This window comes from Mycolicibacterium anyangense (assembly GCF_010731855.1).
Lineage (GTDB): Bacteria > Actinomycetota > Actinomycetes > Mycobacteriales > Mycobacteriaceae > Mycobacterium > Mycobacterium anyangense.
Map to the genome: position 1 here is coordinate 3,143,381 of NZ_AP022620.1, position 22,494 is coordinate 3,165,874.

Annotated in this window: 24 protein-coding genes and 1 tRNA gene; 12 read left to right on the forward strand and 13 right to left on the reverse strand. The window is 67.7% G+C overall.

What is annotated here, in order from left to right:
• Positions 1-41 precede the first annotated feature (41 nt).
• The 3 genes from G6N35_RS14685 to G6N35_RS14695 all read left to right on the forward strand — a co-directional run bounded on the left by G6N35_RS14685 (position 42) and on the right by G6N35_RS14695 (position 2,234).
• On the forward strand, positions 42-857 hold the full coding sequence (locus G6N35_RS14685; protein ID WP_163804919.1) for a DUF1365 domain-containing protein: 816 nt from the start codon (positions 42-44) through the stop codon (positions 855-857).
• Between the two features lie 65 nt (positions 858-922).
• Complete coding sequence (locus tag G6N35_RS14690; protein WP_163804920.1) at positions 923-1,474, forward strand: sigma-70 family RNA polymerase sigma factor; 552 nt, start codon at positions 923-925, stop codon at positions 1,472-1,474.
• Positions 1,475-1,484: 10 nt separating this feature from the next.
• Positions 1,485-2,234, forward strand: a complete 750-nt coding sequence (locus tag G6N35_RS14695) for an anti-sigma factor (RefSeq protein WP_163804921.1) — start codon at positions 1,485-1,487, stop codon at positions 2,232-2,234.
• Between the two features lies 1 nt (position 2,235).
• Here the strand turns inward: G6N35_RS14695 and G6N35_RS14700 are convergent, their stop codons facing one another.
• Positions 2,236-3,339 (reverse strand): glutamate--cysteine ligase 2, encoded by a 1,104-nt coding sequence (locus tag G6N35_RS14700; protein WP_163804922.1) that lies wholly within the window; start codon positions 3,337-3,339, stop codon positions 2,236-2,238.
• 60 nt (positions 3,340-3,399) lie between these two features.
• Between G6N35_RS14700 and G6N35_RS14705 the strand changes: the two genes are divergently transcribed.
• From G6N35_RS14705 to G6N35_RS14715, 3 genes are all read left to right on the forward strand, one after another.
• Positions 3,400-4,233: an LLM class F420-dependent oxidoreductase gene (locus tag G6N35_RS14705; RefSeq protein ID WP_163804923.1), complete on the forward strand. Its 834-nt coding sequence runs from the start codon at positions 3,400-3,402 to the stop codon at positions 4,231-4,233.
• Positions 4,234-4,295: 62 nt separating this feature from the next.
• Positions 4,296-4,592, forward strand: coding sequence for a hypothetical protein (locus G6N35_RS14710; protein ID WP_163804924.1), 297 nt, complete (start codon positions 4,296-4,298; stop codon positions 4,590-4,592).
• A 122-nt stretch (positions 4,593-4,714) separates the two neighbouring features.
• Positions 4,715-4,787 (forward strand) — tRNA-Arg (locus tag G6N35_RS14715).
• Between the two features lie 280 nt (positions 4,788-5,067).
• Here the strand turns inward: G6N35_RS14715 and G6N35_RS14720 are convergent.
• From G6N35_RS14720 to G6N35_RS14745, 6 genes are all read right to left on the reverse strand, one after another.
• Complete coding sequence (locus G6N35_RS14720) at positions 5,068-5,601, reverse strand: Fic family protein (RefSeq protein ID WP_246224314.1); 534 nt, start codon at positions 5,599-5,601, stop codon at positions 5,068-5,070.
• Positions 5,602-6,101: 500 nt separating this feature from the next.
• On the reverse strand, positions 6,102-6,596 hold the full coding sequence (locus tag G6N35_RS14725; RefSeq protein WP_163804925.1) for an Rv2253 family sensor-like surface protein: 495 nt from the start codon (positions 6,594-6,596) through the stop codon (positions 6,102-6,104).
• A 26-nt stretch (positions 6,597-6,622) separates the two neighbouring features.
• Positions 6,623-8,656, reverse strand: a complete 2,034-nt coding sequence (locus G6N35_RS14730) for a glucose PTS transporter subunit IIA (protein ID WP_163804926.1) — start codon at positions 8,654-8,656, stop codon at positions 6,623-6,625.
• A gap of 141 nt (positions 8,657-8,797) precedes the next feature.
• Positions 8,798-9,067 (reverse strand): CDGP domain-containing protein, encoded by a 270-nt coding sequence (locus G6N35_RS14735; protein ID WP_456093995.1) that lies wholly within the window; start codon positions 9,065-9,067, stop codon positions 8,798-8,800.
• A gap of 131 nt (positions 9,068-9,198) precedes the next feature.
• A complete protein-coding gene (locus G6N35_RS14740; protein ID WP_163804928.1) occupies positions 9,199-9,786 on the reverse strand; it encodes a TetR/AcrR family transcriptional regulator in 588 nt (195 codons plus the stop codon).
• Between the two features lie 113 nt (positions 9,787-9,899).
• Positions 9,900-10,583: a GAF and ANTAR domain-containing protein gene (locus G6N35_RS14745; RefSeq protein ID WP_163804929.1), complete on the reverse strand. Its 684-nt coding sequence runs from the start codon at positions 10,581-10,583 to the stop codon at positions 9,900-9,902.
• 220 nt (positions 10,584-10,803) lie between these two features.
• Here G6N35_RS14745 and G6N35_RS14750 point away from each other — a divergent pair, with 220 nt between their 5' ends.
• The 3 genes from G6N35_RS14750 (at position 10,804) to G6N35_RS14760 (ending at position 14,507) form a co-directional block, all read left to right on the forward strand.
• Entirely contained in the window at positions 10,804-12,033 is a 1,230-nt protein-coding gene (locus G6N35_RS14750; RefSeq protein WP_163804930.1) for an acetyl-CoA acetyltransferase, read from the forward strand.
• Complete coding sequence (locus tag G6N35_RS14755; RefSeq protein WP_163804931.1) at positions 12,033-13,544, forward strand: carotenoid oxygenase family protein; 1,512 nt, start codon at positions 12,033-12,035, stop codon at positions 13,542-13,544. Before G6N35_RS14750 ends, G6N35_RS14755 begins: the two co-directional genes overlap by 1 nt.
• A 69-nt stretch (positions 13,545-13,613) precedes the next feature.
• Complete coding sequence (locus G6N35_RS14760) at positions 13,614-14,507, forward strand: winged helix-turn-helix transcriptional regulator (RefSeq protein ID WP_163807686.1); 894 nt, start codon at positions 13,614-13,616, stop codon at positions 14,505-14,507.
• Here the strand turns inward: G6N35_RS14760 and G6N35_RS14765 are convergent.
• The gene (locus G6N35_RS14765; RefSeq protein WP_163804932.1) at positions 14,491-15,090 is read right to left on the reverse strand and encodes an LpqN/LpqT family lipoprotein; all 600 of its coding nucleotides are present in this window, start codon (positions 15,088-15,090) and stop codon (positions 14,491-14,493) included. The two genes, G6N35_RS14760 and G6N35_RS14765, sit on opposite strands and share 17 nt — an antisense overlap.
• A 172-nt stretch (positions 15,091-15,262) precedes the next feature.
• Between G6N35_RS14765 and G6N35_RS14770 the strand changes: the two genes are divergently transcribed.
• Positions 15,263-15,712: an Hsp20/alpha crystallin family protein gene (locus G6N35_RS14770; RefSeq protein WP_163804933.1), complete on the forward strand. Its 450-nt coding sequence runs from the start codon at positions 15,263-15,265 to the stop codon at positions 15,710-15,712.
• 25 nt (positions 15,713-15,737) lie between these two features.
• On the opposite strand, the gene G6N35_RS14775 is transcribed toward G6N35_RS14770, so the two are convergent.
• The 3 genes from G6N35_RS14775 to G6N35_RS14785 are packed head-to-tail and all read right to left on the reverse strand — an operon-like array spanning position 15,738 to position 18,349.
• Positions 15,738-16,337: a GNAT family N-acetyltransferase gene (locus G6N35_RS14775; protein WP_163804934.1), complete on the reverse strand. Its 600-nt coding sequence runs from the start codon at positions 16,335-16,337 to the stop codon at positions 15,738-15,740.
• Complete coding sequence (locus G6N35_RS14780; protein WP_163804935.1) at positions 16,334-16,765, reverse strand: hypothetical protein; 432 nt, start codon at positions 16,763-16,765, stop codon at positions 16,334-16,336. The genes G6N35_RS14775 and G6N35_RS14780 overlap by 4 nt, the downstream gene beginning before the upstream one ends.
• Positions 16,766-16,774: 9 nt before the next feature.
• Positions 16,775-18,349: an ABC-F family ATP-binding cassette domain-containing protein gene (locus tag G6N35_RS14785; protein WP_163804936.1), complete on the reverse strand. Its 1,575-nt coding sequence runs from the start codon at positions 18,347-18,349 to the stop codon at positions 16,775-16,777.
• Positions 18,350-18,518: 169 nt separating this feature from the next.
• On the opposite strand from G6N35_RS14785, the gene G6N35_RS14790 reads away from it, so the two are divergent.
• Complete coding sequence (locus G6N35_RS14790; RefSeq protein ID WP_163804937.1) at positions 18,519-18,956, forward strand: cupin domain-containing protein; 438 nt, start codon at positions 18,519-18,521, stop codon at positions 18,954-18,956.
• Here G6N35_RS14790 and G6N35_RS14795 read toward each other — a convergent pair.
• Positions 18,946-19,695 (reverse strand): 3-keto-5-aminohexanoate cleavage protein, encoded by a 750-nt coding sequence (locus tag G6N35_RS14795; RefSeq protein ID WP_163804938.1) that lies wholly within the window; start codon positions 19,693-19,695, stop codon positions 18,946-18,948. The genes G6N35_RS14790 and G6N35_RS14795 overlap by 11 nt on opposite strands.
• Positions 19,696-19,745: 50 nt before the next feature.
• Between G6N35_RS14795 and G6N35_RS14800 the strand changes: the two genes are divergently transcribed.
• Positions 19,746-21,464, forward strand: coding sequence for an NAD-binding protein (locus tag G6N35_RS14800; protein ID WP_163804939.1), 1,719 nt, complete (start codon positions 19,746-19,748; stop codon positions 21,462-21,464).
• A gap of 101 nt (positions 21,465-21,565) precedes the next feature.
• Here G6N35_RS14800 and G6N35_RS14805 read toward each other — a convergent pair whose 3' ends face one another.
• The gene (locus G6N35_RS14805) at positions 21,566-22,453 is read right to left on the reverse strand and encodes a universal stress protein (protein ID WP_163807687.1); all 888 of its coding nucleotides are present in this window, start codon (positions 22,451-22,453) and stop codon (positions 21,566-21,568) included.
• Between the last annotated feature and the right edge of the window lie 41 nt (positions 22,454-22,494).

Genomic DNA, 22,494 nt, shown 5'->3' on the forward strand with positions numbered 1-22,494 from the left:
ATCCGAGCCAACCGGTGCTCCGAATAGTGGGTGTGAAACCGATGAGCACTCAGGCAGACCCTCAGCCGCTGACTCCTGCGCTGTACCGGACTCGGATCACCCAACTGCGCCGATCACCGGTGCACCACTACGGCGAACGCAGCAGTTACAGCTGGTACGTCGATGTGGATCAGCTGCCCAGCCTGCCGTGGTGGTTGCGCCCGTTCGCCCGGTTCGAGGCCGTCGACCACTTCACCGGCTCCGACAACGACACCCTGCGCCAGCGGGTCGACGGGTACCTCGCCGAACATGGCATCTACCTGCCCGGCGGCCGCATCACAGCCCTGCTGATGCCACGGGTCCTGGGCCGTACCTTCAACCCGCTGAGCCTGTTTTGGTGCCATGACGCCACCGGCGAGCTGCGCTGCGTGATCGCCGAGGTGCACAACACCTATGGCGAGCGGCACGCCTATCTGCTGCCGCCCGACCAGGACACGCCGGCGATGGTGGCCAAGACCTTCTACACCTCGCCGTTCAACGGTGTGGACGGCTACTACCTGGTGCGGGCGCCGCGGCCGGCCGAGCAGCTGGACCTCACGGTGTCCCTGCACCGCGAGAACGAGCCCGCACTGGTGGCGACGGTGCGCGGGACGCGGCGGCGGGCCAGCGCCGGTCAGGTGCTGCGGTTGCAGTTCAGCGCACCGTTGGCTCCGCAGATGGCCGCACTGAGTGCGCGGGTGCAGAACCTGATCCTGCGGTTGCGCGGCGTGCCGGTGGTGCCCCGCCCGGCCACTCATGAGCATCTGCCGCAGGCGGTGAGCATGCACTCCGCGACGGCTGGTTGGTCGGCAACACAGCGTTCGTGGATGCCATCGTGACAAGTTTGCTTGACCCGCCGGTTAGGCTACGGCTCGATGTCAGCGATAAAATGCGGGCGGCGGCCATGACGGCGCCGACCGAACTCGACGGGCTGCTACGCCGGGTGGCGCAGCGTGACGCCGAAGCATTCGCCGCGTTCTACGACGCCACTCGCGCCCGGGTCTACGGCCTGGTGACCCGGGTGCTGCGAGACCGCGGCTACAGCGAAGAGACCACCCAGGACATCTACCTCCAGGTGTGGCGCACCGCGGAGAGCTACGACCCCGCCTCGGGAACACCGCTGGCGTGGCTGCTCACGCTGGCGCATCGCAGGGCGGTGGACCGGGTGCGCTCCGAACAGGCCGCCACCGATCGCGAGTCCCGTTACGGCTCGTCGACGGTGGAGCCACCGGTCGACCACGTCAGTGACGCCGTGGTCGCCAGCGACGAACGACGTCAGGTCGCCGCCTGCCTGGACGGCCTGACCGATGTCCAGCGCGAGTGCATTGAACTTGCCTACTACCAGGGAATGACGTACGTGCAGGTCTCCGAGCGGTTGTCGGCGAATCTCGCCACGATCAAGTCGCGCATGCGCGACGCGCTGCGGGGCTTGCGCAATTGTCTGGGTGTGCGATGAGGGTGCTGCGATGACTCAACCTCACGACGGGTTCGCCGACGGCGACCTGTTAGATCTCGCCGTCCCGTATGCACTGCATGCGCTGCCCGACGACGAGCGTGACGATATCGAGAGCAGGCTGGCCCATGCCGGCCTGCAGGAGGCGGACGCCTTCTACGATGAAGTGCGGGCCATCCGCGAGACCATGGCCGTGGTGTCGGCGGTCAGCGCACAGGAGCCGCCCGCCGAGCTGCGGGATCGACTGCTGGCAACGGTTGCCGGCGACAACGTGCGCACCCTGCCCACCGCGGGAAGCGCCCGCCCCGATTCCGGAAAGCGTTGGCGTACCACGGTTCTGACGGCCGCCGCTGCGGTGGTGATCGGACTTGGTGCGGTCGCGGTGGTGCAATCGCTGCGCCCCGGGCCCGCCCAGCCGTCCACCGCCCAGCAGGTGTTCGCCGCGCCCGACGTGCACACCATCTCCGGTGCCATCCCCGGCGGCGGCACCGCCACGGTGGTGTTCTCCAGGGACAAGAACGCCGGCGTGCTGGTGATGAACGATGTGCCGAAACCCAAGCCCGGCACGGTGTATCAGATGTGGTTGGTCAGCGATGCCGGTGCGACGTCGGCCGGCACCATGGACGACAAGGCGGTGACCCCGTCGACCACCGCGGTGCTGCCCGATCTCGGGAAGTCCACGGCGCTGAAGTTCACCGTCGAGCCGGGCACCGGCTCCACCCAGCCGACCGGCCAGGTGGTTGCCGAACTGCCGCTGGTCTGACTCAGACATCCAACCCCCGGACGGTGGCTGCGGCCGCCTCGGCCAGGACATCGCCGATCTCGCCACGCTGCTGCCAGGCCTGCCGCTGGCGCATCGCACCGTTGCCGTCCTGCAATAGGCGGGCCACTTCGGCGCGCACCCATTCCTCGTCGCCGAGCTCCTGCAGCGCCGGGGCCAGGAACGTCAGCCACTGGCCGAGCACCCGCGCAGTCGGCGCGGTGGCCCAGCCGTCGAGCACATCGATCGCCTGGCCGTCCAGCCCGTCGTGCGCCGACTTCCAGTACGCGGCACGCAGGGTGTGGTCGCTGACCCGCGGCGGCGGCACCCCGCGGGCCGCCTCGTCGAGCGCCGTCATCACCGCGGCCCGGATCAGGGTGGCCAGCAGGACGGTTTCGGCCACCGTCGACGGGACGTCGGACACCCGCACCTCCACGGTGGGGAACTTCGCCGACGGCCGGACGTCCCAATAGACCATGCCGTCATCGAGCATGGCCCCGGAGTCGATCATCATCGCCACCATCGCGTCGTAGTGGTCGACCGATTCGAAGAACGGCGGCGGGCCGGCGCTGGGCCAGCGGCCCCACAACACACTGCGCCAACTGGCGTGCCCGCTGTCGGAGTTGCGGTAGACGGCCGAATTGGCGGTCAGCGCCAACAACAACGGCAGCCACGGCCGCAGCCGGTTGCCGACGTCGATCGCGGCGTCCCGGTCGGGCACCTCAACGTGAACGTGACAGCCGCAGATGCCCTGCTCGCTGGCGATCATGCCGAAGCGTTCGGCGATCGCGCGGTAGCGCGGGGCGTCGGTGATCGGGAAGGCGTGCGGCACCGTGGGTGGCAGTCCCACCGCGAGCAGGGTCGCGCCGGCCTCCTGCGCGGCATCGGCGGCCACTCGGCGCAAACGCGTAAGGTCCTGGCGCAGTTGCGAACTCGTCTGGGCCGCCGCCGTCGCGGTCTCCACTTGGCAGGTGGTGAGCTCGAGCTGGAGTTCGACATCGTGGCGGGCAGCGCGGTGCGCCACCTCGGAGTTGCGGGGCACCGGTTCACCGGTGTGGGGGTCGACGAGAAGGAACTCCTCCTCCACACCGACGCTCGGGGCGCTCATCGGCAGGTGAATGCCCGAAAGTGCCGTCGCCCAAACCGCGGTGTCTCTAGCATGACCGGGGTGCCCAGGGACTTTCGGTTCGGTATCGGTGTGCGGTCGGTCAAGTCTGCAGCGAAGCTCCGCGACACCGTGCGCCGCTTCGCCGATCTGGGTTTCGACGTGCTGCACGTGCCGGACCACCTCGGGCGCTTCGGGGTGCCGGCGCCGTTCCCGACGATGGTCGCCGCCGCCGAGGCCGCCCCGACGATGCGGGTGGGCACGTTCGTGATCAATGCCGCGTTCTACAAGCCGGCGCTGCTGGCCCGCGACGCCGTCGCCGTTGACGTGCTGAGCGACGGACGGCTGGATCTGGGGCTGGGTACCGGCTACGTGCGCGAGGAGTTCGAGGCGGCGGAGATGCCCTACCCGAGCGCCGGTGAACGCGTCGACCACCTGCGGCACACCACGAAGTACCTCAAAGAGGTGGCGCCGTCGATCCCGATCCTGATCGCCGGCAACGGTGACCGGGTGTTGCGGATCGCCGCCCAGCACGCCGACATCATCGGGCTCACCGGCGGCGGCATCCCCCGCTCGCCCGAGCACGACCCGCTGGCCGAGCGGATCGCATTCGTCCGCGAGGCGGCCGGTGACCGGTTCGACGACCTGGAACTCAATATCGCCATCACCGGCGTGCCCACGGATGCCTCCGGGGTGCCGGACCTGCGGCTGACCCGCGGCTACGAGACGGAAGCCACCGACGAACAACTGCTGGCGCTCCCGACCGTGCTCAGTGGGACGCCCCGCGACATCGCCGACACCCTGCGGGAGCGCCGCGACCGCTACGGGATCACCTACTTCACCGTGCAGGACTACCACGCGGACTACTTCGCCAAGGTCATCGCCGAACTTCGCTGAACCGTCGGTGGTTTGCCACCCCTGATCGCCGGGAATGGCTGGTTGCGGGAGGCAGGACGGCGATGACAGCGGTACAGGAATTCCGGATGACGCAGCAGTACCTAGGTGACTTCGACGGGGACTTCGAGCAGACCGAGATCAGGCAGCAGGCCGAGGGCGTGATCGTCGCGATCAAGAGATGCACGCTGGACGCGGCCGCCGGTGAGATCAGCCGGGCCTCGCACCGGCATCACCTCTCCTGCGGGCGGGTGGCCCGGGCGCTGGTCCGGTTGGCCCAGGACATCGAGCCGGAAGCCGACAGCAACGCCACCGCCGTCGCCCGCTACGAGTGGGGGGCCCTGCTCCCTTACCGAAGGTGACCATGATCCGCCGTCTGGCCGTCTGGCTGCGCAAGGGATATCCCAGCTCAGCGCCCGGGCACTGCTACCTGATCGCACTGTGCGGGGCGGACACCCCGGCACGGTAAACTGCCAGCCGGTCCGCCCTCGTAGCTCAGGGGATAGAGCACGGCTCTCCTAAAGCCGGTGTCGCATGTTCGAATCATGCCGGGGGCACTTTTCGATGTATGACCTCGGCTGATGCGTTACACCTGCTTCGGTTGATCCTTGACACTCCCTCGATGAGGGAGTTGAGCGTTTGGGGACGACGCCACGCCGGTTGGCGTTCGAAGTTCAACAATCGCGGTGTGGGCCCAGCGCTCTCCACATCGAGGGGTATCGAGCTCTTAGCGAGCGACAATGCTCACCGTGGCAACCGCGATCTATGCTCGCGCAAGGAGAAACGCTGGGACCCGGCAGGCATCAGCGAAACGCGCCCATCCTTCGCGGCGCCGGATCAGTCGCCCTCGATCGGCACGCTCTCGACGAACACTGCCAACGCTGATACGTCGCGGTGCCCGTTGTACGCGCGAAGCAGCTCAATGTACGCGACCTTGTCGAGATCCCAGTCGTACCTCAACTCCGCAGGATCCTGCGCAGCGGCAAACACCAGATCGGCAAGAAATCGTGTCGCACGCCCATTTCCATCAATGAACGGGTGAATCCGCACAGTCTCGGCGTGCACCGCAATTCCCAAATCGTGAGCCGACCAGTCGTCGGTGTGCTCCCACCGGTAGGCGATTGTACCCAGCGACTCCCGCAACTCGACAGCGATCATCTCCGGCGCGACCCCGATGTTGAGCTCCAACTTGCGCCACTTCCCCGCCCACTCCCAGATCGGGCCATACATGCGGGCATGCAAGTCTCGGAGGAAGTAATCGGTCAACAACTCGTCAAGTGGCAACGACCCGTCTATCGCCGCCACCAAGAACTCCTCTTCGAGTTGACCCTGCAACGCCTGCTCCAGGTCATAGACATCCGCTCGCGTCACCGGCTCACCGAGGACTTCGACGACCGCGGGTAGTAGCGCACTCAGTTCGTCGTGTGGAAGAGAGTCTCACCGTAACCAGGGAAGAGGGACATCAGCGCTTCGGCGGCTGATGCTTCGCGAGGTATGCCTTCACTGCGTCCGATCGCTGGTGCCCGGCCGGAACAACTCGACCCTCCAACTTGGCCGACGCCTTCACCGCGCGTATCGAAGAGCGCTTCACCGCAGCCTTCGACACCACCACCTTCTTCGGTGTTCTACGTTCCACGGGACACCCCCTTGACGAATCGAACAGGTTCGATGCTACCGGGCACATAGGGGCCCGGCCTGAATTCGTTATCGCAACGATCACCAGACGACCACGTCCCACCCTCATGTGACCGAGGGGCTATGTGGCCACGGATGGCAGATATCGCATTTCCAAGCCACTTTCGGCACCGTGATTCGGTGGGCTGCACGCTGACTTGTAGCCGGTGTCGCATGTTCGACTCATGCCGGGAGCACTACACCCGCGTGGCCGTCATATTCATCTCGACTGTTCCCTGGCAAGCGCCGCCGGTGATATCGGTGCGCATGGTGCCGGACAATGTCCCGTCGGGCTGGGGCGTGTAGCGCACGTCGGCCCGGGCCGGATTCCATTCGACCGTGCCGTCGTCCTTCCTGCACTCCCACTGAAAGTCGCTCACCTGGGTCCAGGATGATCCATCCCAGGTGAACCGAACTGGCTGCGGCACAGTGGGATTCCTCGGCGAAGGGCCACCGACGATCGTGGCCGTGCACTGCCCGCCGGTGCAGCTCGACTGCAAGGTGTAGACGTCGGAGTACTGCTGCTCGGGTTGACCGGCCGCCAGACTTGTCCCGCCCTTAGGGCCGACGATGAACGTGATCTCGTAATCGCCGTTCCAGCTCGGAGTATCAGCGGCGGCACTGGGAACGACCGGTAAGAGCGCAAGCCCAGCACACACACCGACGAGCGCGCCCATCCGAACCCGGGTCATCGGCCTCCCCCTCACCCAGCGCTCGCCTACACCGACGCCTCGGCTGGCGCGGGCGCGGGCGTCACGGTCAGCAGCGGCGCACCCACCGCGATCTCGCCGGTGGTTGCCGCATCCACCGAGCCGAATTTCTTGCCGTTGAGCACCACGATCGGGGTGATCAGCGGGTAACCGGCGGCCTCGATCACAGCGCGATCAAAGGTCACCAAAGGCGTTCCCGCCGTGACTTTTTGACCCTTGGCGACCTTGACGTCGAAGCCCTCGCCCTTCAGCGCCACGGTGTCGATACCCACGTGGATGAGCAACTCGATCCCGCCGTCGAGCACCAGGCCGAACGCATGCCCCGACGCCGGGACAGCCACCACCACACCGGCGCCCGGCGCGTACACCGTGTCCCCGGAAGGCTCGACGGCCACCCCCGGACCCATCGTGCCCTTGCTGAACACCGGGTCCGGCACATCGGCCAGCGGCACCACCGTGCCCGCCAGCGGCGACGGCACATCGATGCCCACACCCGCCTGGTCGGCGGCCTTGGTTTCACTTGCGGCAACCAACGTCTCGGCACTGGCTTTCGCCCGCGGGCTCTCCAGATCGGCTACCGGCACGCCCGCCGCGACTGCCGCGGCGGCCTCCTCGGGTGAGCGGTAGCCGGACAGGATCACCAGGATCATCGCGGTGAGGAACGCCGCGGCAACTGCCACCGCGTACAACGCCATATTGGAGAACGCCGGAATGGTCAGCAGCGAGGTGAACACGAACGCCTTGGTGGTCACCCCGCCACCGATGCCGATGATCACGCCACCGACCAAGCAGCCCACCAGCATTCGCGGATAGATCCGCTTGAACCGCAGATGGATTCCGTAGAGCGACGGTTCGGAGATGCCACCGAGCAATCCGGCCGCCAGCGCACCGATCGCGGTCTGGCGCATCTGCGCGTCGCGCTCCCGCCAGGCCAGGAACAGCACCCCGGCCGTCGCGCCGAAGCAGGCGAAGTTCCACGCCCCCATCGGGCCCTGGATGAAGTCGTAACCCAGGGTCTGGATGTTGATGAGCATGATCGCGTTGATCGGCCAGTGCAGACCCAGCGGAACCATGAACGGGTAGGCCAGCGGAATCAGGATCGCGAAGATCAACGGCGAGAAGTCGTTGACCGACTTCAAGAAGCTGCCCAGCCCGGCGCCGGTGTACACCCCGATCGGCCCGATCAGGAACGCCGTCAGCGGGATCATGATCAGCATCGACAGGAACGGCACGAAGATCAGCTGGACGTTGTCCGGGATGATCCGCTTGAGGAACTTGTAGAGCGGCCCGAGCACCGCGGCCATCAACAGCGGCGGGAAGACCTGCGAGCTGTAGTTGAACACCGTCAGGGGCACGCCGAAGATGTGCACGATGTCCACCTGGGAGCCGAACACGGTCATCGGCTGGGATACGTCCTTGAGGCCGGCGAATCCGGGCAGCATCACCACCGCCATGATCGCGAACCCGACCCACGGGTCGGCGTCGAGTTTCTTCGAGGCGTTGTAGGCGATCATCAGCGGCAGGAAGACGAACACGCTCTGCCAGCACAGGTTGATGAACTGCCAGGACGGGGAGAGCTCCGTGCGCGGGTCGGCCCAGTTGGGGATGACGTGCAGTGTGCTCATCAGGGCCATGAACGTGATGAACAGCGACGCGCCGAGCAGCGCTCCCAGGATGGGGCGGAACGAATCGGACAGGAACTCGAAGAACGAGTCCAGCCAGGTGAACTTGCCGCGGGGGCCCTTGGCGCGGGCGGCGGCCTTGATTGCGTCGGGGTCTTCGGCGCCGGCGCCGCTCATCCCGGGCAGCGCCAGGATGTCGTTGTAGACGCTTTGCACCGCGCCGCCGATCACCACCTGGTAGCGGTCACCGGCCTGCGGGACGGCGCCGAGCACCCCGGGCACCGCCTCGATGTCGGACTGGGTGACGCCCGAGGCGTCGCGGAGCTGGAAGCGCAATCGCGTCGCACAGTGCGACAGCCCCGCGATGTTGGCGGCGCCTCCGACGCTTCTGACGATCTCGGCTGCGGTGTTCGACGACATCTGGCCAGAACCTTTCCCGGAAAACCACGCTCGCGACGGTCGAGTGATCGTATCGACGCAGCGGCACGTCGATGCGGGAAATCGCGCCGATCGGGTCGTCAGGCAGCCGGTGCCCAGGGCTGCGGGTTCAGGCCGCCCGACTCACGCCGGCTGTTGAGCCGGGGGCGCCGAACCTGGCTGCGGCGCGCCAGCCGGAACGATGAAGCAGTTGGTGCCGCCGATGCCCAGCACGTAGACCGTGACGCAACGCTGAAAGCTGCCGTCTGGGTAGAACGGGCCGTCACACTGACCGCCACCATTGCCACCGAACACGAACTGACCGCAGCCGTCCGCCAGCGCCGGGGGCGCCGTGGCAACCCCCAGGCCAGTGAGTCCCGCGACCAGCACGGCCGCCAATCCCTTCTTCACGATGACCTCCTCACCCGCGCACTACACGACTTCATATTTGTGCAAACTTGCCTGAATCAGCAAGTTATTCCTGAAGCTGTGCGCGCAACGAGTCCGCTGGCCAGGCGAGGCCCGACGAGGGTCGACCCGGCCGGCTATCCGAGGCCGGCGCGAAGCAGTTCGAAGCCTTCGCTGACCAGAGCAGCGGCCCGATGTGTGGCGCTACCCGCCGCGATCGACTCCACGACAGCGGCGAGGACACCGCGGCTGGCGTGGTAGAGCAGTCGCGGGGCGATCCCAGCACTGCCCTGCCCCATCCGACGGGAGATTTCAGCAATCGTCCGCTCCGACGAGCGGTGATGAGCGGCCGCCGCGTGGGCGATCAGGGCGGGGTGTTCCACCATCATCCGAGTGACCGAGACGGCCCGGTCGAAGTCATCGCCGGCGGCGATGAGATCCAGGGCGCAGGCCTCCAGTGAGTCCAAGACCGGCTCCGCGTCGTCGCGCCCCTGCAGCGTCCGGGTCAGGTGGTCGTCGACGTCGAACAACAAGGCCAGCACCGCATCTTCTTTGCTGGAGAAGTAGTTTCGGAACGTCCGGGTCGACACGTTGGCCGCCGCGGCGATGGCGTCGATCGTGACGGCGTCGTAGCCATCGCGCAGCGCGAGATCGAGGGCTGCACGGCTCAGTGCGGCACGAGTTTCGTTCTTTTTACGTTCGCGCAGGCCGATGTCAGCAGTCACGGTTCCCAGTAAAGCAAATGTGCCACGGCTAGCAGGATTGTGGCGGCGTGTGTCCCAATCACGAAGGAAGCCAGCGTGTTTCATCGAGATGAAGCGTGGGACTCGAGCGACACCTAATCGCCCCGGCTGTCGATGACGCGGTTGGCGATGTCGATCAGCCGGGTGTTGGTGGATTGCGACAGCTCGCGCAGCATCTCGAAGGCACGGACCGCGTCGACCGTGAAGCGCTCCATGATCACGCCCTTGGCCTGGCCGATCGTGTCGCGCGTGTTCAGCGCCGCCTCCAACTGCTCACCGTGACGGCTGGCCAGGATCGCCGACGCCGCGTGGGCGGCCAGCACCGCGCCGATCGCCTCGGACTCTCCGTTGAACGCGTGCGGAGTCAGCCCGAACAGATTGAGCGCACCAGCGGTGCTCGACCCGGTGTAGAGCTTGAACGAGAGCCCGCTGCGCACCCCGAGCTCGGTCACCGCGGCGCTGTACTTCGGCCAGCGCCGCTCGTGGCTGAAATCGTCGGTCCGCACGATCAACTCGTCGACGGCGGCACTGATGCACGGGCCCTCACCGCACTGCTCCTGCAGCGCGTCGAGTTCGTAGATCAACGGCGAGGTGCCGAACAACGACTCGTACTTTCCGCCCTTGCCGATCAAGAGCACCCCGCAGGTGTCGGAACCCGGGATCATTTCGACCGCGGCGGCGGTCACCCCGGCCAGCACGTCGTCGACCGTGCTGGGCAGCGCCGTTGCCCTGGCCAGCTCGGCCATCCGCACCGCGAGGTCATGGTTCGGCGATGTCATGGGTGCAGGGTGCCCATTCTTGGCGGAATTTACGGCTCGCCCCGAAACTCGTCACGTTTGCCGAGCACCTGCCCCGGCAATGCTGGCCTGAAGTGGACGCAGCCGTCGACAGCTACGTCCGCGAGGTCCTGTCGGTTCAGACCGCGAGCCGGCGGGGCCGCCTACGGGCGGGCACGTCATTCCGGCCCGCCACTCTCTTAGCTGTAGTAGCTTCGGCGTTGTGGTCGGCAATGTCTGGATCCTGGGCGGATACCAAAGCGATTTCGCACGCAACCTCACTCGTGAGGGGCGGGATTTCGCAGGACTGACCACCGAGGTCGTGGACCTGACACTGGCGGAGTCCATGATCGACGCCGCCGATATCGAGGTTGTACACGTCGCCAACGCCTTCGGCGAGTTGTTCGCTGGGCAGGGTCATCTCGGAGCGATGCCGGCCACCGTGCACGACGGACTATGGGACACCCCGGCCAGTCGGCACGAGGCGGCGTGCGCGTCGGGCAGCATCGCGATCCTGTCGGCCATGGCCGACTTGCGGGCCGGCAACTACCGCACCGCACTGGTGATCGGCGTGGAGTTGGAGAAGACGGTGCCCGGCGACATCGCCGCCCAGCATCTGGGCGCGGCGGCGTGGACGGGTCACGAGGGCCAGCAGGCGAGGTACCTGTGGCCGTCGATGTTTTCCGACGTGGCCGACGAATACGACCGCCGCTACGGTCTCGACGAGGCTCACCTGCGCGGCATCGCCACGGTGAATCTGGCCAACGCCAAGCGCAATCCGAACGCCCAGACCCGGGAGTGGGACATCCCGGATCTGCTCGCCGAGGGCGGCGACGATGCGATCAATCCGCCCGTGGAAGGCCGGATCCGCCGCTTCGACTGCAGCCAGATGACCGACGGCGGATCGGGTGTCGTCCTGGTGAGCGACGAGTTCCTGCGCGACCATCCGGGCGTGCGGCCCATCGGCCGGATCGAAGGGTGGGGCCACCACACCGTGGGACTGGGCTTGCGGCAGAAGTTCGACCGCGACGCCGAGAACCCTTATGTCATGCCCCATCTGCGGGCCACCGTGCAAGATGCGTTGCAGCGCGCGCAGACCGACCTCGACGGGATCGACGGTTTCGAGGTTCACGACTGCTTCACCCCCAGCGAGTACCTCGCCATCGACCACATCGGCCTGACCGGACCGGGCGAGTCCTGGAAGGCCGTCGAGAACGGTGACATCGCCGTGGGCGGCCGGCTGCCGATCAACCCCAGCGGCGGTCTCATCGGTGGTGGCCATCCGGTGGGCGCCACCGGGATCCGGATGGTTCTGGACGCCGCCAAACAGGTGAGCGGATTGGCCGGGGACTATCAGGTCGAGGGTGCCCGCCGATTCGCCACCCTGAATCTGGGTGGTAGCACCGCCACCACGGTCAGCTTCGTCATCGGTTCGGGAGAGGACGCGGCCTGATGGATGTCCAGGTCGTCGGCAAGTTCCTGTCCACCCTGCCCGAGGACGACGACCACCCGTACCGCACCGGACCGTGGCGTCCGCAGCACACCGAGTGGCACGCGCCGGACCCTGCGGTCATCGAGGGTGAGATCCCCGCCGACCTCGATGGCGTATACCTGCGAAATACCGAGAACCCGCTGCACCCTGCGCTGAAGTCCTATCACCCGTTCGACGGTGACGGCATGCTCCACATTGTCGGCTTCCGGGACGGAAAGGCTTTCTACCGCAACAGATTCGTGCGAACCGACGGGTTCGAGGCCGAGAACGCCGCGGGCGGGCCGCTGTGGCCGGGGCTGGCCGAACCGCTGTCGCTGGCCAAGGTGGACTACGGCTGGGGGGCCCGCACCCTGCTCAAGGACGCCTCGAGTACCGATGTGATCGTGCACCGGGGCACCGCGCTGACGAGCTTCTACCAGTGCGGCGACCTCTACCGCGTCGACCCCTACAGCGGCGACACCCGGGGCAAGGAAACCTGGGGCGGCGCCTTTCCCGCCGAGGGCGTCTCGGCCCACCCGAAGGTCGACGAGCGCACCGACGAGATGATGTTCTTCAACTACTCGAAGAACGCCCCCTACCTGCATTACGGGGTGGTCGACCGGGACAACACCCTGGTGCACTACACCGACGTCCCACTGCCCGGTCCACGACTGCCGCACGATATGGCGTTCACCCCGAACTACGCCATTCTCAACGACTTTCCGCTGTTCTGGGAGCCTGAGATGCTCGAGCGCGAAATCCATATGGCCCGCTTCCACCGGGACATGCCATCCCGGTTCGCGGTCCTGCCCCGGCGCGGGAAAGGACCAATCCGGTGGTTCGAGGCCGAGCCGACCTTCGTGCTGCATTTCGTCAACGCCTACGAGGACGGTGACGAGATCGTCCTGGACGGGTTCTTCCAGGGCGACCCCGAACCCACCGACAATGGCACCGGCACGAAGTGGCAGCGGGCGTTCCGGTTCCTGGCACTGGACCGGATGCAGACCCGGCTGCACCGTTGGCGGCTGAATGTCGTCACCGGCGGTCTCACCGAAGAACCGTTGTCGGACAGCATCTCCGAGTTCGGCATGATCAACGGTGGCTACAGCGGTGAACCCTATCGGTACACCTACGCGGCCACCGGCAAGCCGGGCTGGTTCCTGTTCGACGGACTGATCCGCCATGACGTGCTCAGCGGAGCCGAGGAGCGGATCAGCTTCGGCGAGGGCGTGTACGGCAGCGAGACTGCGATGGCGCCGCGGGCGGGTAGCCGCGCCGAGGACGACGGATATCTGGTCACCCTCACCACCGACATGAACGCCGACGCGTCCTACTGCCTGGTCTTCGACGCCGCCCGCATCTCCGACGGTCCGGTGTGCACACTGCAGCTCCCCGAACGGATCTCCAGCGGTACCCATTCGACGTGGGTGGCCGGCCAGTCGCTGCGGCGCTGGCAGGCTGTCGACTGCCCCGCCGAGGCGATCGGTCTCTAGGTGAGCGACCTCATCGACGCCGACGCCCCGCTGGCTCTGGCGCCCCACGGAACCAATGCCATCGGCCGGATGCTTGGGCTGATCGGCGATGAATGGAACCTGCTGATCATCCAGCAGGCGCTGATGGGTGCCACCCGGTACAGCCAGTTCATGGCCCGGTTGCCGATCTCGAATTCGGTTCTGACCAACCGGCTTCGGATCCTGGTGAGCGACGGAATGCTGACCCGCCGTGAGCACGCCTCGACCCGGTCGCGCACCGAGTATCTGGTGACGGCACGGAGCCGCTCGCTATGGCCGGCACTGCTGTCGATCTGGGAGTGGGAACGTAACTGGGTCGCCGAGCATCGCTCGACCCTGCCGTCGATGCACCACCACCTGTGTGGTCAGTCGTTCGCGCCGGTGCTGCGATGCGACTCCTGCCATGCCCCGGCCGAACATTGCGATGTCACGCTCAGCCTGGGCCCCAGCGGCGCGTGGGAGCGCTCGGCGCCGGCCGCCGCGACACGCCGCCGGTCGGAGTCCGACGGCGGCGGCCGCGGCGCCGGGATGTTTCCGGAGACCATGAGTGTGCTCGGAAATCGTTGGGCGGCAGCGTTGTTGCTGGCGGCTTTCCTGGGCAGCAGCCGGTTCACCGACTTCCAGTCCCAGCTCGGCGCTCCTCCCAGCCTGCTGGCCGAACGGCTGCAGACCTTCTGCGGGATCGGCGTGTTCGCCACCTCGCCCGCCGAGCGCAGCGGCCCGGAACGGGCCGCCTATCTCCTCACCGACAAAGGCCGCGCGTTCTTCCCGGTACTCGTGGCGGCCGTGCAGTGGGCGCAGTGGTGGTTCCAGGCTCCCGAAGGCCCGGCGCTGCTCCTGCACCACCGCGGCTGCCAGGCGCCGTTCACCGGGGAGCTGGCCTGTGATCAGTGCGCGCAGCGTCTGACCGGTGCGCACGTCGGTATCGCTACTTCGGCGGAATGATCTGGAAGCCCTTGACGATCTCGGCCGAATCGGTGGCGTAGGTGGGGTTGTCGGCCTTGATGGCCTGCACGGTGACCGTGGCGATGTAGTTGATGTCACCGGAGGTGAACACCACCGCCAGCGAGGTCGCCTTGCGGGCGGGAATCTTGCCCATCGCCGGTGCAGTGTAGGTGACGGCCTGCGCCGGTGACCCGCACACCTGGCCCGGTGTGGTGGTCATGTCCTTGACCTTCAGCTTGGTCTTGAGCTGCTGGTTCTGCGCGTCGAGAATCTGCTGCGGCTTGCCGACATCGGAGCCGACCTTCTGAAGGGTCACCACCGCGTTGGGCGTGAAGCCGTCCGAGGACAGGTTCGGGTTGCGCAGGGCGTAGCGGATGGTCTCGGAATCCAGCTTGTCGGTGCGCTCCCAGCCCTGCGGCTGCGGGATCCGCATCCGCGGCTCCTGGTCGGTGCGGGTCGGGATGTCGGTCATCGGCGCCGAGACCGTGTCACATTTCGCCGCCGCCGGCTTGTTCTCCTCCGAGCAGCCGGCAATCGACATCGCCAGCGCGGCCGCCATCACCGCCGCCACAGGTGCTACCACGTTGCGCAATCTGAACCCCTTCGAAATCCGCCACAGCCTACCCGTGGCGCCGGCAGGTTCGGCGAAATTGTGTTAGCACTCGCCATGGTCGAGTGCTAATCTCTGGGTAGCACAGTGATGGCTGCCCGCCGGGGTGGCGGGCTCCACGAGAAGATTCAGGAGGTGAGTTGCTGTGCTCCGCTTCGATCCGTTCAGTGACCTTGACGCCATGACCCGTGGCCTGCTGAGCAGCCAGTCCGGAAGCGACCGCAGTCCCCGGTTCATGCCGATGGATCTGTACAAGGTCGACGACCACTATGTCTTGACCGCCGATCTGCCGGGGGTCGACCCCGGCTCGGTCGATGTCAGCGTCGACAACGGCACCCTGACCCTGACGGCCCATCGGTCGGCCCGTTCGGAGGACTCGGTGCAGTGGCTGACCAGCGAGAGATTCTTCGGCACCTACCGCCGCCAGCTGTCGCTGGGCGACGGTATCGACACCACCAGGATCAGCGCTACCTACGAGAACGGTGTCCTGACCGTCACGATCCCGCTGGCCGAACGCGCGAAGCCGCGCCGCATCGAGGTCTCCCATGCTGCCGGCAGCAAGCCGATCGAACCCACCACCATCGAATCATCCTGACCGACACCATGTTCCGGCTCAGCCGTCACGCGTGGCGGCTGAGCCGGAATGTCAGGTTGTTGCGCACCGCAGGCCACTCGATGTCGAGGATCGAGTAGACGACGGTGTCGCGGCGCGACCCGTCGGGCAGCAGTTGGTGACTGCGCAGGATGCCGTCCTGCTTGGCACCCAGCCGTTCGATGGCCGCCCGGCTGGCCTGGTTGAAGAAGTGCGTGCGGAACTCCACCGCCACACAGCCCAACCGTTCGAAGGCGTGGGTGAGCAGCACGAGTTTGGTCTCGGTGTTGACCCCGGTTCGCCGTGCCGACGCCGCGTGCCAGGTGTGGCCGATCTCGAGCCGCCGGTTGGCGGCGTCGACATGGAACAGGCTCGAGGAGCCGACCACCACACCGTCGGTACGCCGCCGGATCACGAAGGTGACACCCTCGTCGGCGGCCTGCATGGCCAGCATCCGGTCCACCCAGGCCGCGGCGCTCTGCGGGGACGGCGCCGAAGTGAACCACAGCGACCCGACGTCACCGTCAGCGGCCGCAGCCGCGATTTCGTCAATGTGGTTGTGGCCCAACGGCTCCAGTCTCACCCAGGCCGGGCCGGTGAGCACGGCGGGCTCGACGAACCGGCTCATCGGGCCGATCCCCCGCCCAGCAGGGCCGCCACCAACGCCCACACCGAGCAGACCAGCGCACCCGCGGCGGCGGCCGCACCGATGTAGAAGCCGTAGCCGGCGGCGACCGGCGGACTGACGTTGAGGTGATAGTAGGACCACGTCAGCACACCGATCAGTGCCGCGATCACCAGGGCTGCGGTGGCGGCCAGCCGGGGTGAGAGGTTGCGGGCCGCCATCGCCCCGGTGACGATCAGCGCCGAGGACAGCAGCACGATGAGCTGGCCAGAGCCGAACCGTGGGGGCAAGGAGATGCTGCCGACGGTGCCCCCGATCGCGCTCGCCCGCCCCCCGCCTGCCGCCGATGTCGTCAGCCACGGCAGCCACGCGCTCACCGCGAGCGTCGCCCCGCACAACACCACGAGCCACCCGGGCCGCAGGAATGCCATGGACCGACCCTATCCCCCCGCGGTCAGCACGCCGGGTATCCGCATGACCAGCGTCCGGCTCAGGTCGAGCCGGCCCAGGAAGCCGTCGTCGTGGCTGACCACGAGCACCGCGCCCCGGTAGGAGCGCAGCGCATCGACGAGCTGGTCGACGCTGGTGATGTCCAGGTTGTTGGTCGGCTCGTCGAGAATCACCAGCTCGGGCGCCGGATCGGCGAGCAGCAGCCGGGCCAGCGCGACCCGGAACCGTTCGCCCCCGGACAGTGCGGACACCGGGCGATGCACGGCATCGCCGCGCAGCAGGAACCGCGCCAGCCGGGTGCGGATCAGCGCGGGGTCGACCTGTGCGGCCACCGCGCTGACGGTGTCCAGGACGCTGGCCCGCTCGTCGAGACCGTCCAGACGCTGGGGCAGATAGCCGACCCGGTCGGTCAACAACCGCCCGCTCCGACCGGCGATGAGGCCTTCCAGCAGCGCAGTCTTGCCGATGCCGTTAGGGCCGACGATCGCGACCCGCTCAGGGCCCTGTATCACGAAAGGGTCTTGCGCTGAGGGTAATTCGGCGATGCGGCGACGGGCGGAGACGCCGGGATCGGGCAGGTCGATGCGGATCTGCTCCTCGGCACGCATCCGGGCCTCGGCGGCCTGCAGCGCATCCTGGGCGGCAGCCACCTTGGCGTCGAGGTTGGTGCGCAGCTTGCCTGCCGCCACCTGCGCCGACATCGCCCAGGTGTTCATCACGATCTTGGGAGCACGCCTGTTCGCATAATCCTTCTGCGCCTTGCGGTTCCGGTGGGCGAGTGCGGTTTCGGCCTCGACCCGCTGGCGTTTCTCCACCCGCACGGCGTGTTCAGCCGCGACGACGGCGCGCGCCGCAGCGGCCTGCTCCTGATCGCGGTGGCTGCGCCACTGCCGATACGGCCCGCCGTATAGGCTCAGCCCGCGGTCGTACACCTCGGCGGTGTTGTCCATCCGGTCCAGCAGGTCGATGTCGTGGCTGACCACCAGCAGGGTGCCCGGCCACTGCGCCAGCAGCGCCGACAGCCGCTCGCGTGCCTCGCGGTCGAGGTTGTTGGTCGGCTCATCGAGCAGCGTGATCGGTGCCCGCCGCATCCGCAGGGCCGTCACCGCCACCAGCATGGCCTCTCCGCCCGACACCTGACCGACGGTGCGGTCCAGGGCGTCGACGCCGAATCCGATGGCGGCCAGCGCTTCAGCGGCGCGCTGCTCGACGGTCCAGTCGTCACCGAGGACGTCGAAATCTTGCTCGCTGGTGCTGCCCGCCTCGATGGCGCGCAGCGCGGCCAGCGCGTCGGCGACGCCGAGCACCTCGGCGATCGTGGTGTCGACGTCGAGCGTCAACGTCTGGGGCAGGTAGCCGACCTCGCCGGCGGTGACGATGCGACCCAACGTGGGCTGCAGGTCACCGGCGATCAGGCGCAACAGCGTGGACTTGCCACTGCCGTTGTCGCCGACCACACCCGTACTGCCGGTGCCGAAGGTGGCATTGAGATCCTCGAGCACGACGGTTCCGTCCGGCCAGACGAAACCGAGGTCGATCAGGGTAAGGGAAGAGTCGGTGGGCATGGGTCTCCGTCGTAGTGGGCAGCGGGCACGGGGCCGGTGCGCAGATCCACGACGAAGACCATCCTTTCCACACGGAGTCGTCCGAATACAGCAACGCTAGCCAGGCACGGCGCTGGCGCACAACCGATTTATCTCTACGCTGGGTGCACACATCGACCGAGGACGGCATATGACGGATCTCCCCGACTGGGTTCGGCAGCTCGACATGGCGCCCCATCCGGAAGGCGGCTTCTACAAGGAAACCTGGCGCAGCGACCTGGTTCTCGGCGAGTCGGTGCTGCCGCCGGACTACGTCGGTCCGCGCAGTGCCGGCACCGCGATCCTGTTCGTCCTGCTGCCCGGGCAGCAGTCCGCCTGGCACACCGTACGCAGCGCCGAGCTGTGGTTCCACCATCGTGGCAGCCCGCTGCTGCTGGAGATCGGCCGCGAACAGTCCAGTGCCACACCATATGTGCTGGGCCCTGACGTCAGTGCCGGGCAGCACCCGCAGCTGATCGTGCCGCCCGGCTATTGGCAGCGCGCCGAGCCCCGCGACGACGAGGCGACGCTGGTCAGTTGCGTGGTGGTGCCCGGGTTCGACTTCGCCGACTTCGCGCTCAGTTCCTGATCTCACCGAGGATCTGCACGGCGGCCGCGACCAGTTCGGCATTGCCCGGCGCCGGCGATCCGTCCGGCAGCAGCACGGTGTCCTCCAGGCCGATGCGGGTTTGCAGACCGCGCACACCGGCATGCCGCAACAGCGGCCAGCAGCTGTCGTCGAGGCCATGCAGCAGCACCGGCGCCGGCGACCCGGCGCTGCGGATGCGCGCCAGCAGATCATCGGCGGTCGCGGTGTCACCGTCGGCCTGCAGTTCGATCATCACCCGCAGGCAGTGCGGCGCCACCTCCGAGCGCGCCCACGACTGCGCCGCCTCGGCATGGAAGATCCCGACCTCCACCCCGAGTCCCCGGCTCAGCAGCAACTGGGCCAGTTCCTCGGAACCGGGTTCGTGCCAGTTCACCGACGCGAAATCCGGCAGCACCTCCCAGGACCGGACCGCTTCCAGCCGCGCCTGCGGATCGGGCAGCGCCCAGAAACCCGTCGTCACCCCCAACGGCAGCCCCGGGACGGCGTGGCGCACCGCGCTCACCGCCGCTCCCACGGTGTCGGCCAGCAGCGAGTCCACCCCGTCGGGCGTCTTGGGGTGCAGATGCACGGCCTGCGCACCGGCCCGGTGGGCGGCGAGGGCGGCATCGGCGAGCTGCTGCGGGCTGACCGGAAGGCCGGGATGCTGGTCGGGGGTGCGGGCACCGTTGATACAGGCCTTGACGTACGGACGCGGGGAATCGGAAGAGGATGAAGCCATACCCCAATCTTGACCCGTCATGGCGAAGGTTTCCGAAGTAGCGTTTCCCCATGCACGGCCACACCATCGTCTGCGGCGACGATGCGCTCGCGATGCGCATCATCGACGAGCTCAACAATGCCGAGCTCAGCGTGGTCACCCTGCAGTCCCCCGACGGGCTGGAAGCGGCTGGTATCGGCACCGCCGACGCGATCATCTGCGCCGCCGACGACGATGCCCTGAACCTCGAGATCGCCCTGCTTGCCCGACAGGCCAACCCGGGGGTCCGGGTGGTCACCCGGCTGGCCAACACCGTGCTGCGCAAGGCGATGTCCGACGACAATGGTCCCGGCGCGGTGCTGGACATCGCCGATCTGGCCGCCCCCTCGGTGGTCGAGGCACTGCTGGAACGCACCACGCACACGATCACCGCCGCCGGGATCGACTTCGTCGTCTCCGGTGCGACGGCCACTCACGAGGACACCCTGCGCTCGATGTACGGCGACCTCGCCCCAGTGGCCATCATCCGCGGCGAGCACTCCGAGCATCCCGGCGAGGTGATCGCCTGTCCCGGCCGTGACGAACGGGTGCACCCCGGCGACTGGACGGCGATGATCGGCACCGCCGAGGAGCTGACGGAGCGTGGCATCAGGATCGCCAAGCCGATACCGTCGACGCCGCGGGAACGACCGCTGGTGGTTCGCGTCGCTGACGCGGTGCGCGCCTTCCGCGACGACCTCAACCCGATGTTCTACCGGGCGCTGGCGGTGGCGGCCGGGCTGCTGCTGGGCTCGACGATCATGCTGCGCTTCGCCTATAAACAGCCTGGTATGAGTTGGGTTGACGCCCTGTACTTTTCGGCCGAGACCATCGCGACGGTGGGTTACGGCGACTTCAACTTCCTGCAGCAGCCGACCTGGCTTCGGCTGTGGGGTATCGCAATGATGTTCGCCGGTGTGGCCACCACCGCCATCGTGGTGGCCTTCGTCGCCGACGTGCTGCTGTCCCGGCGGCTGTCGCAGGCGGCCAGCAGGCAGCGCATCCGCCACCTGCACCGCCACGTCGTCATCGTCGGGCTGGGCTCGTTCGGGATCCGGGTGGCCACCGTGCTGAAGGCCGCCGGACATGACGTCGCGGTGATCGAGCGCAACGAGGACAACCGGTACCTGGCCGCAGCCGCCGAACTCGAACTCCCGGTGATCTTCGGCGACGCCACCCTGCGCCAGACGCTGGCGGCCGCCCGCCTCGACGACGCCCGGGCCATCGCGGTGCTCACCCAGGACGACATGGTCAACATCGAGACCGGCATCGTGCTGCGCGAAATGTTCGGCCCGCGCACCGCACCGGAGCTGCACCGCCCGGACGTCCCGATCGTCCTGCGCATCTACGACCGCGCCCTGGGGGCCGCCGTGGGCCAGCGGTTCGGCTTCGCCTACGTGCGCTCCACCGTCGATCTGGCCACGCCGTGGTTCATCGGCGCCGCGATGGGCCTCGACGTCCTGGGCACCTTCTCGGTAGGCCAGCGCTCGTTCATGCTCGGCGGCGTGCGGGTGCTGCCCGACAGCGAACTCGACGGGCTGCGGATGTTCGAGCTGTCCACCCAGACCCGGGTGATCGCCATCGAACGCGAGGGGTCGCCGGTGCGGTTGCATCCGCGCCGCGAGACCCAACTGGTCGCCGGGGACACCGCCTATCTGGTGGGGCCCTACCGCGAACTGATCGACACGATGCGCAAGGGCCAGCGGGCCTCGCAACCCGGCCGGGTCACGCCAACCCATTGGACGGGCTAACCGGCGCCGACAGGTGGCGCTCACCGACGCAGTCTAGAAAGAGCGAGCCGGCGGACGGGGGAGAACTCCGTCCGCCGGCTCAAGGCGCGCGCCGTGGGGTGCTAGTAACGACGCGCGACAATCAGGGGGATGGTGACGGTGTGGGCCAGCGCGGTGCCGACCGAGCCGAGCAGCATCCCGGCGAACCCGCCACGACCGTGGCTGCCCACGACCAGCAGCTGCGCGCCCTGGGCCTGCTCGGCCAGGTACCGCGCGGGCTGATCGCGTACCACCACGCGATGCACGGTGACGTCGGGGTGGTCCTCGGCCATCCCGGCCAACCGCTGCGACAAGACTTCTTCTTCGGTCACCATGACCGCCGCCCAGTCCACTCCCGGAACCGAGAACAGGCTGTCGTCACTCCAGGCGTGCACGGCCACCAGGTCGACGCCCAGGCGAGCGGCTTCGGCGAATGCGAGTGTGACGGCCTCCACCGAGGCCGGGGATCCGTCCACGCCGACGACCACGGGTAGCTGCGGCGCCGGGGTCGGGCCGTCGTGGATCACCGCCACCGGGCAGTGCGCATGGTGCAGCAGGCCGGTGCTGGCCGACCCGAGCAGGGTGCGCCGGAAGGCACCCATGCCGCGGCTACCCACGACGATCAGCTCAGCACCCTTGGACAGGTCGATCAGCGTCGGCACCGGCGCAGCGTGATAGATGTCGGTGTCGGCGATGCGGACGGTGGCACCGGTCTCGGCCCCAACCTGGGCGACCAACTCGGTGGCCTCCCGCAACACTTCGCGGGCCTGGGTGTCCTGCCACTGCTCGAACTCGGCGGGCACCGGCAGCATCACGTTGGTGACCGATGGTGCGGCAGCGACGTGGACCAGGCGCAGTGGGATGTTGCGGCGGGCACCCTGAGCGGCGGCCCACCGGACCGCGGCGTTCGAGGATGCCGAACCGTCGACGCCGACCACGATCTCACCGGATGCGGCGGGGCTGTGCACCATCTCGTCCTCCCCGCTCGCGTCGGCCAGTGCGGCCATGTCGA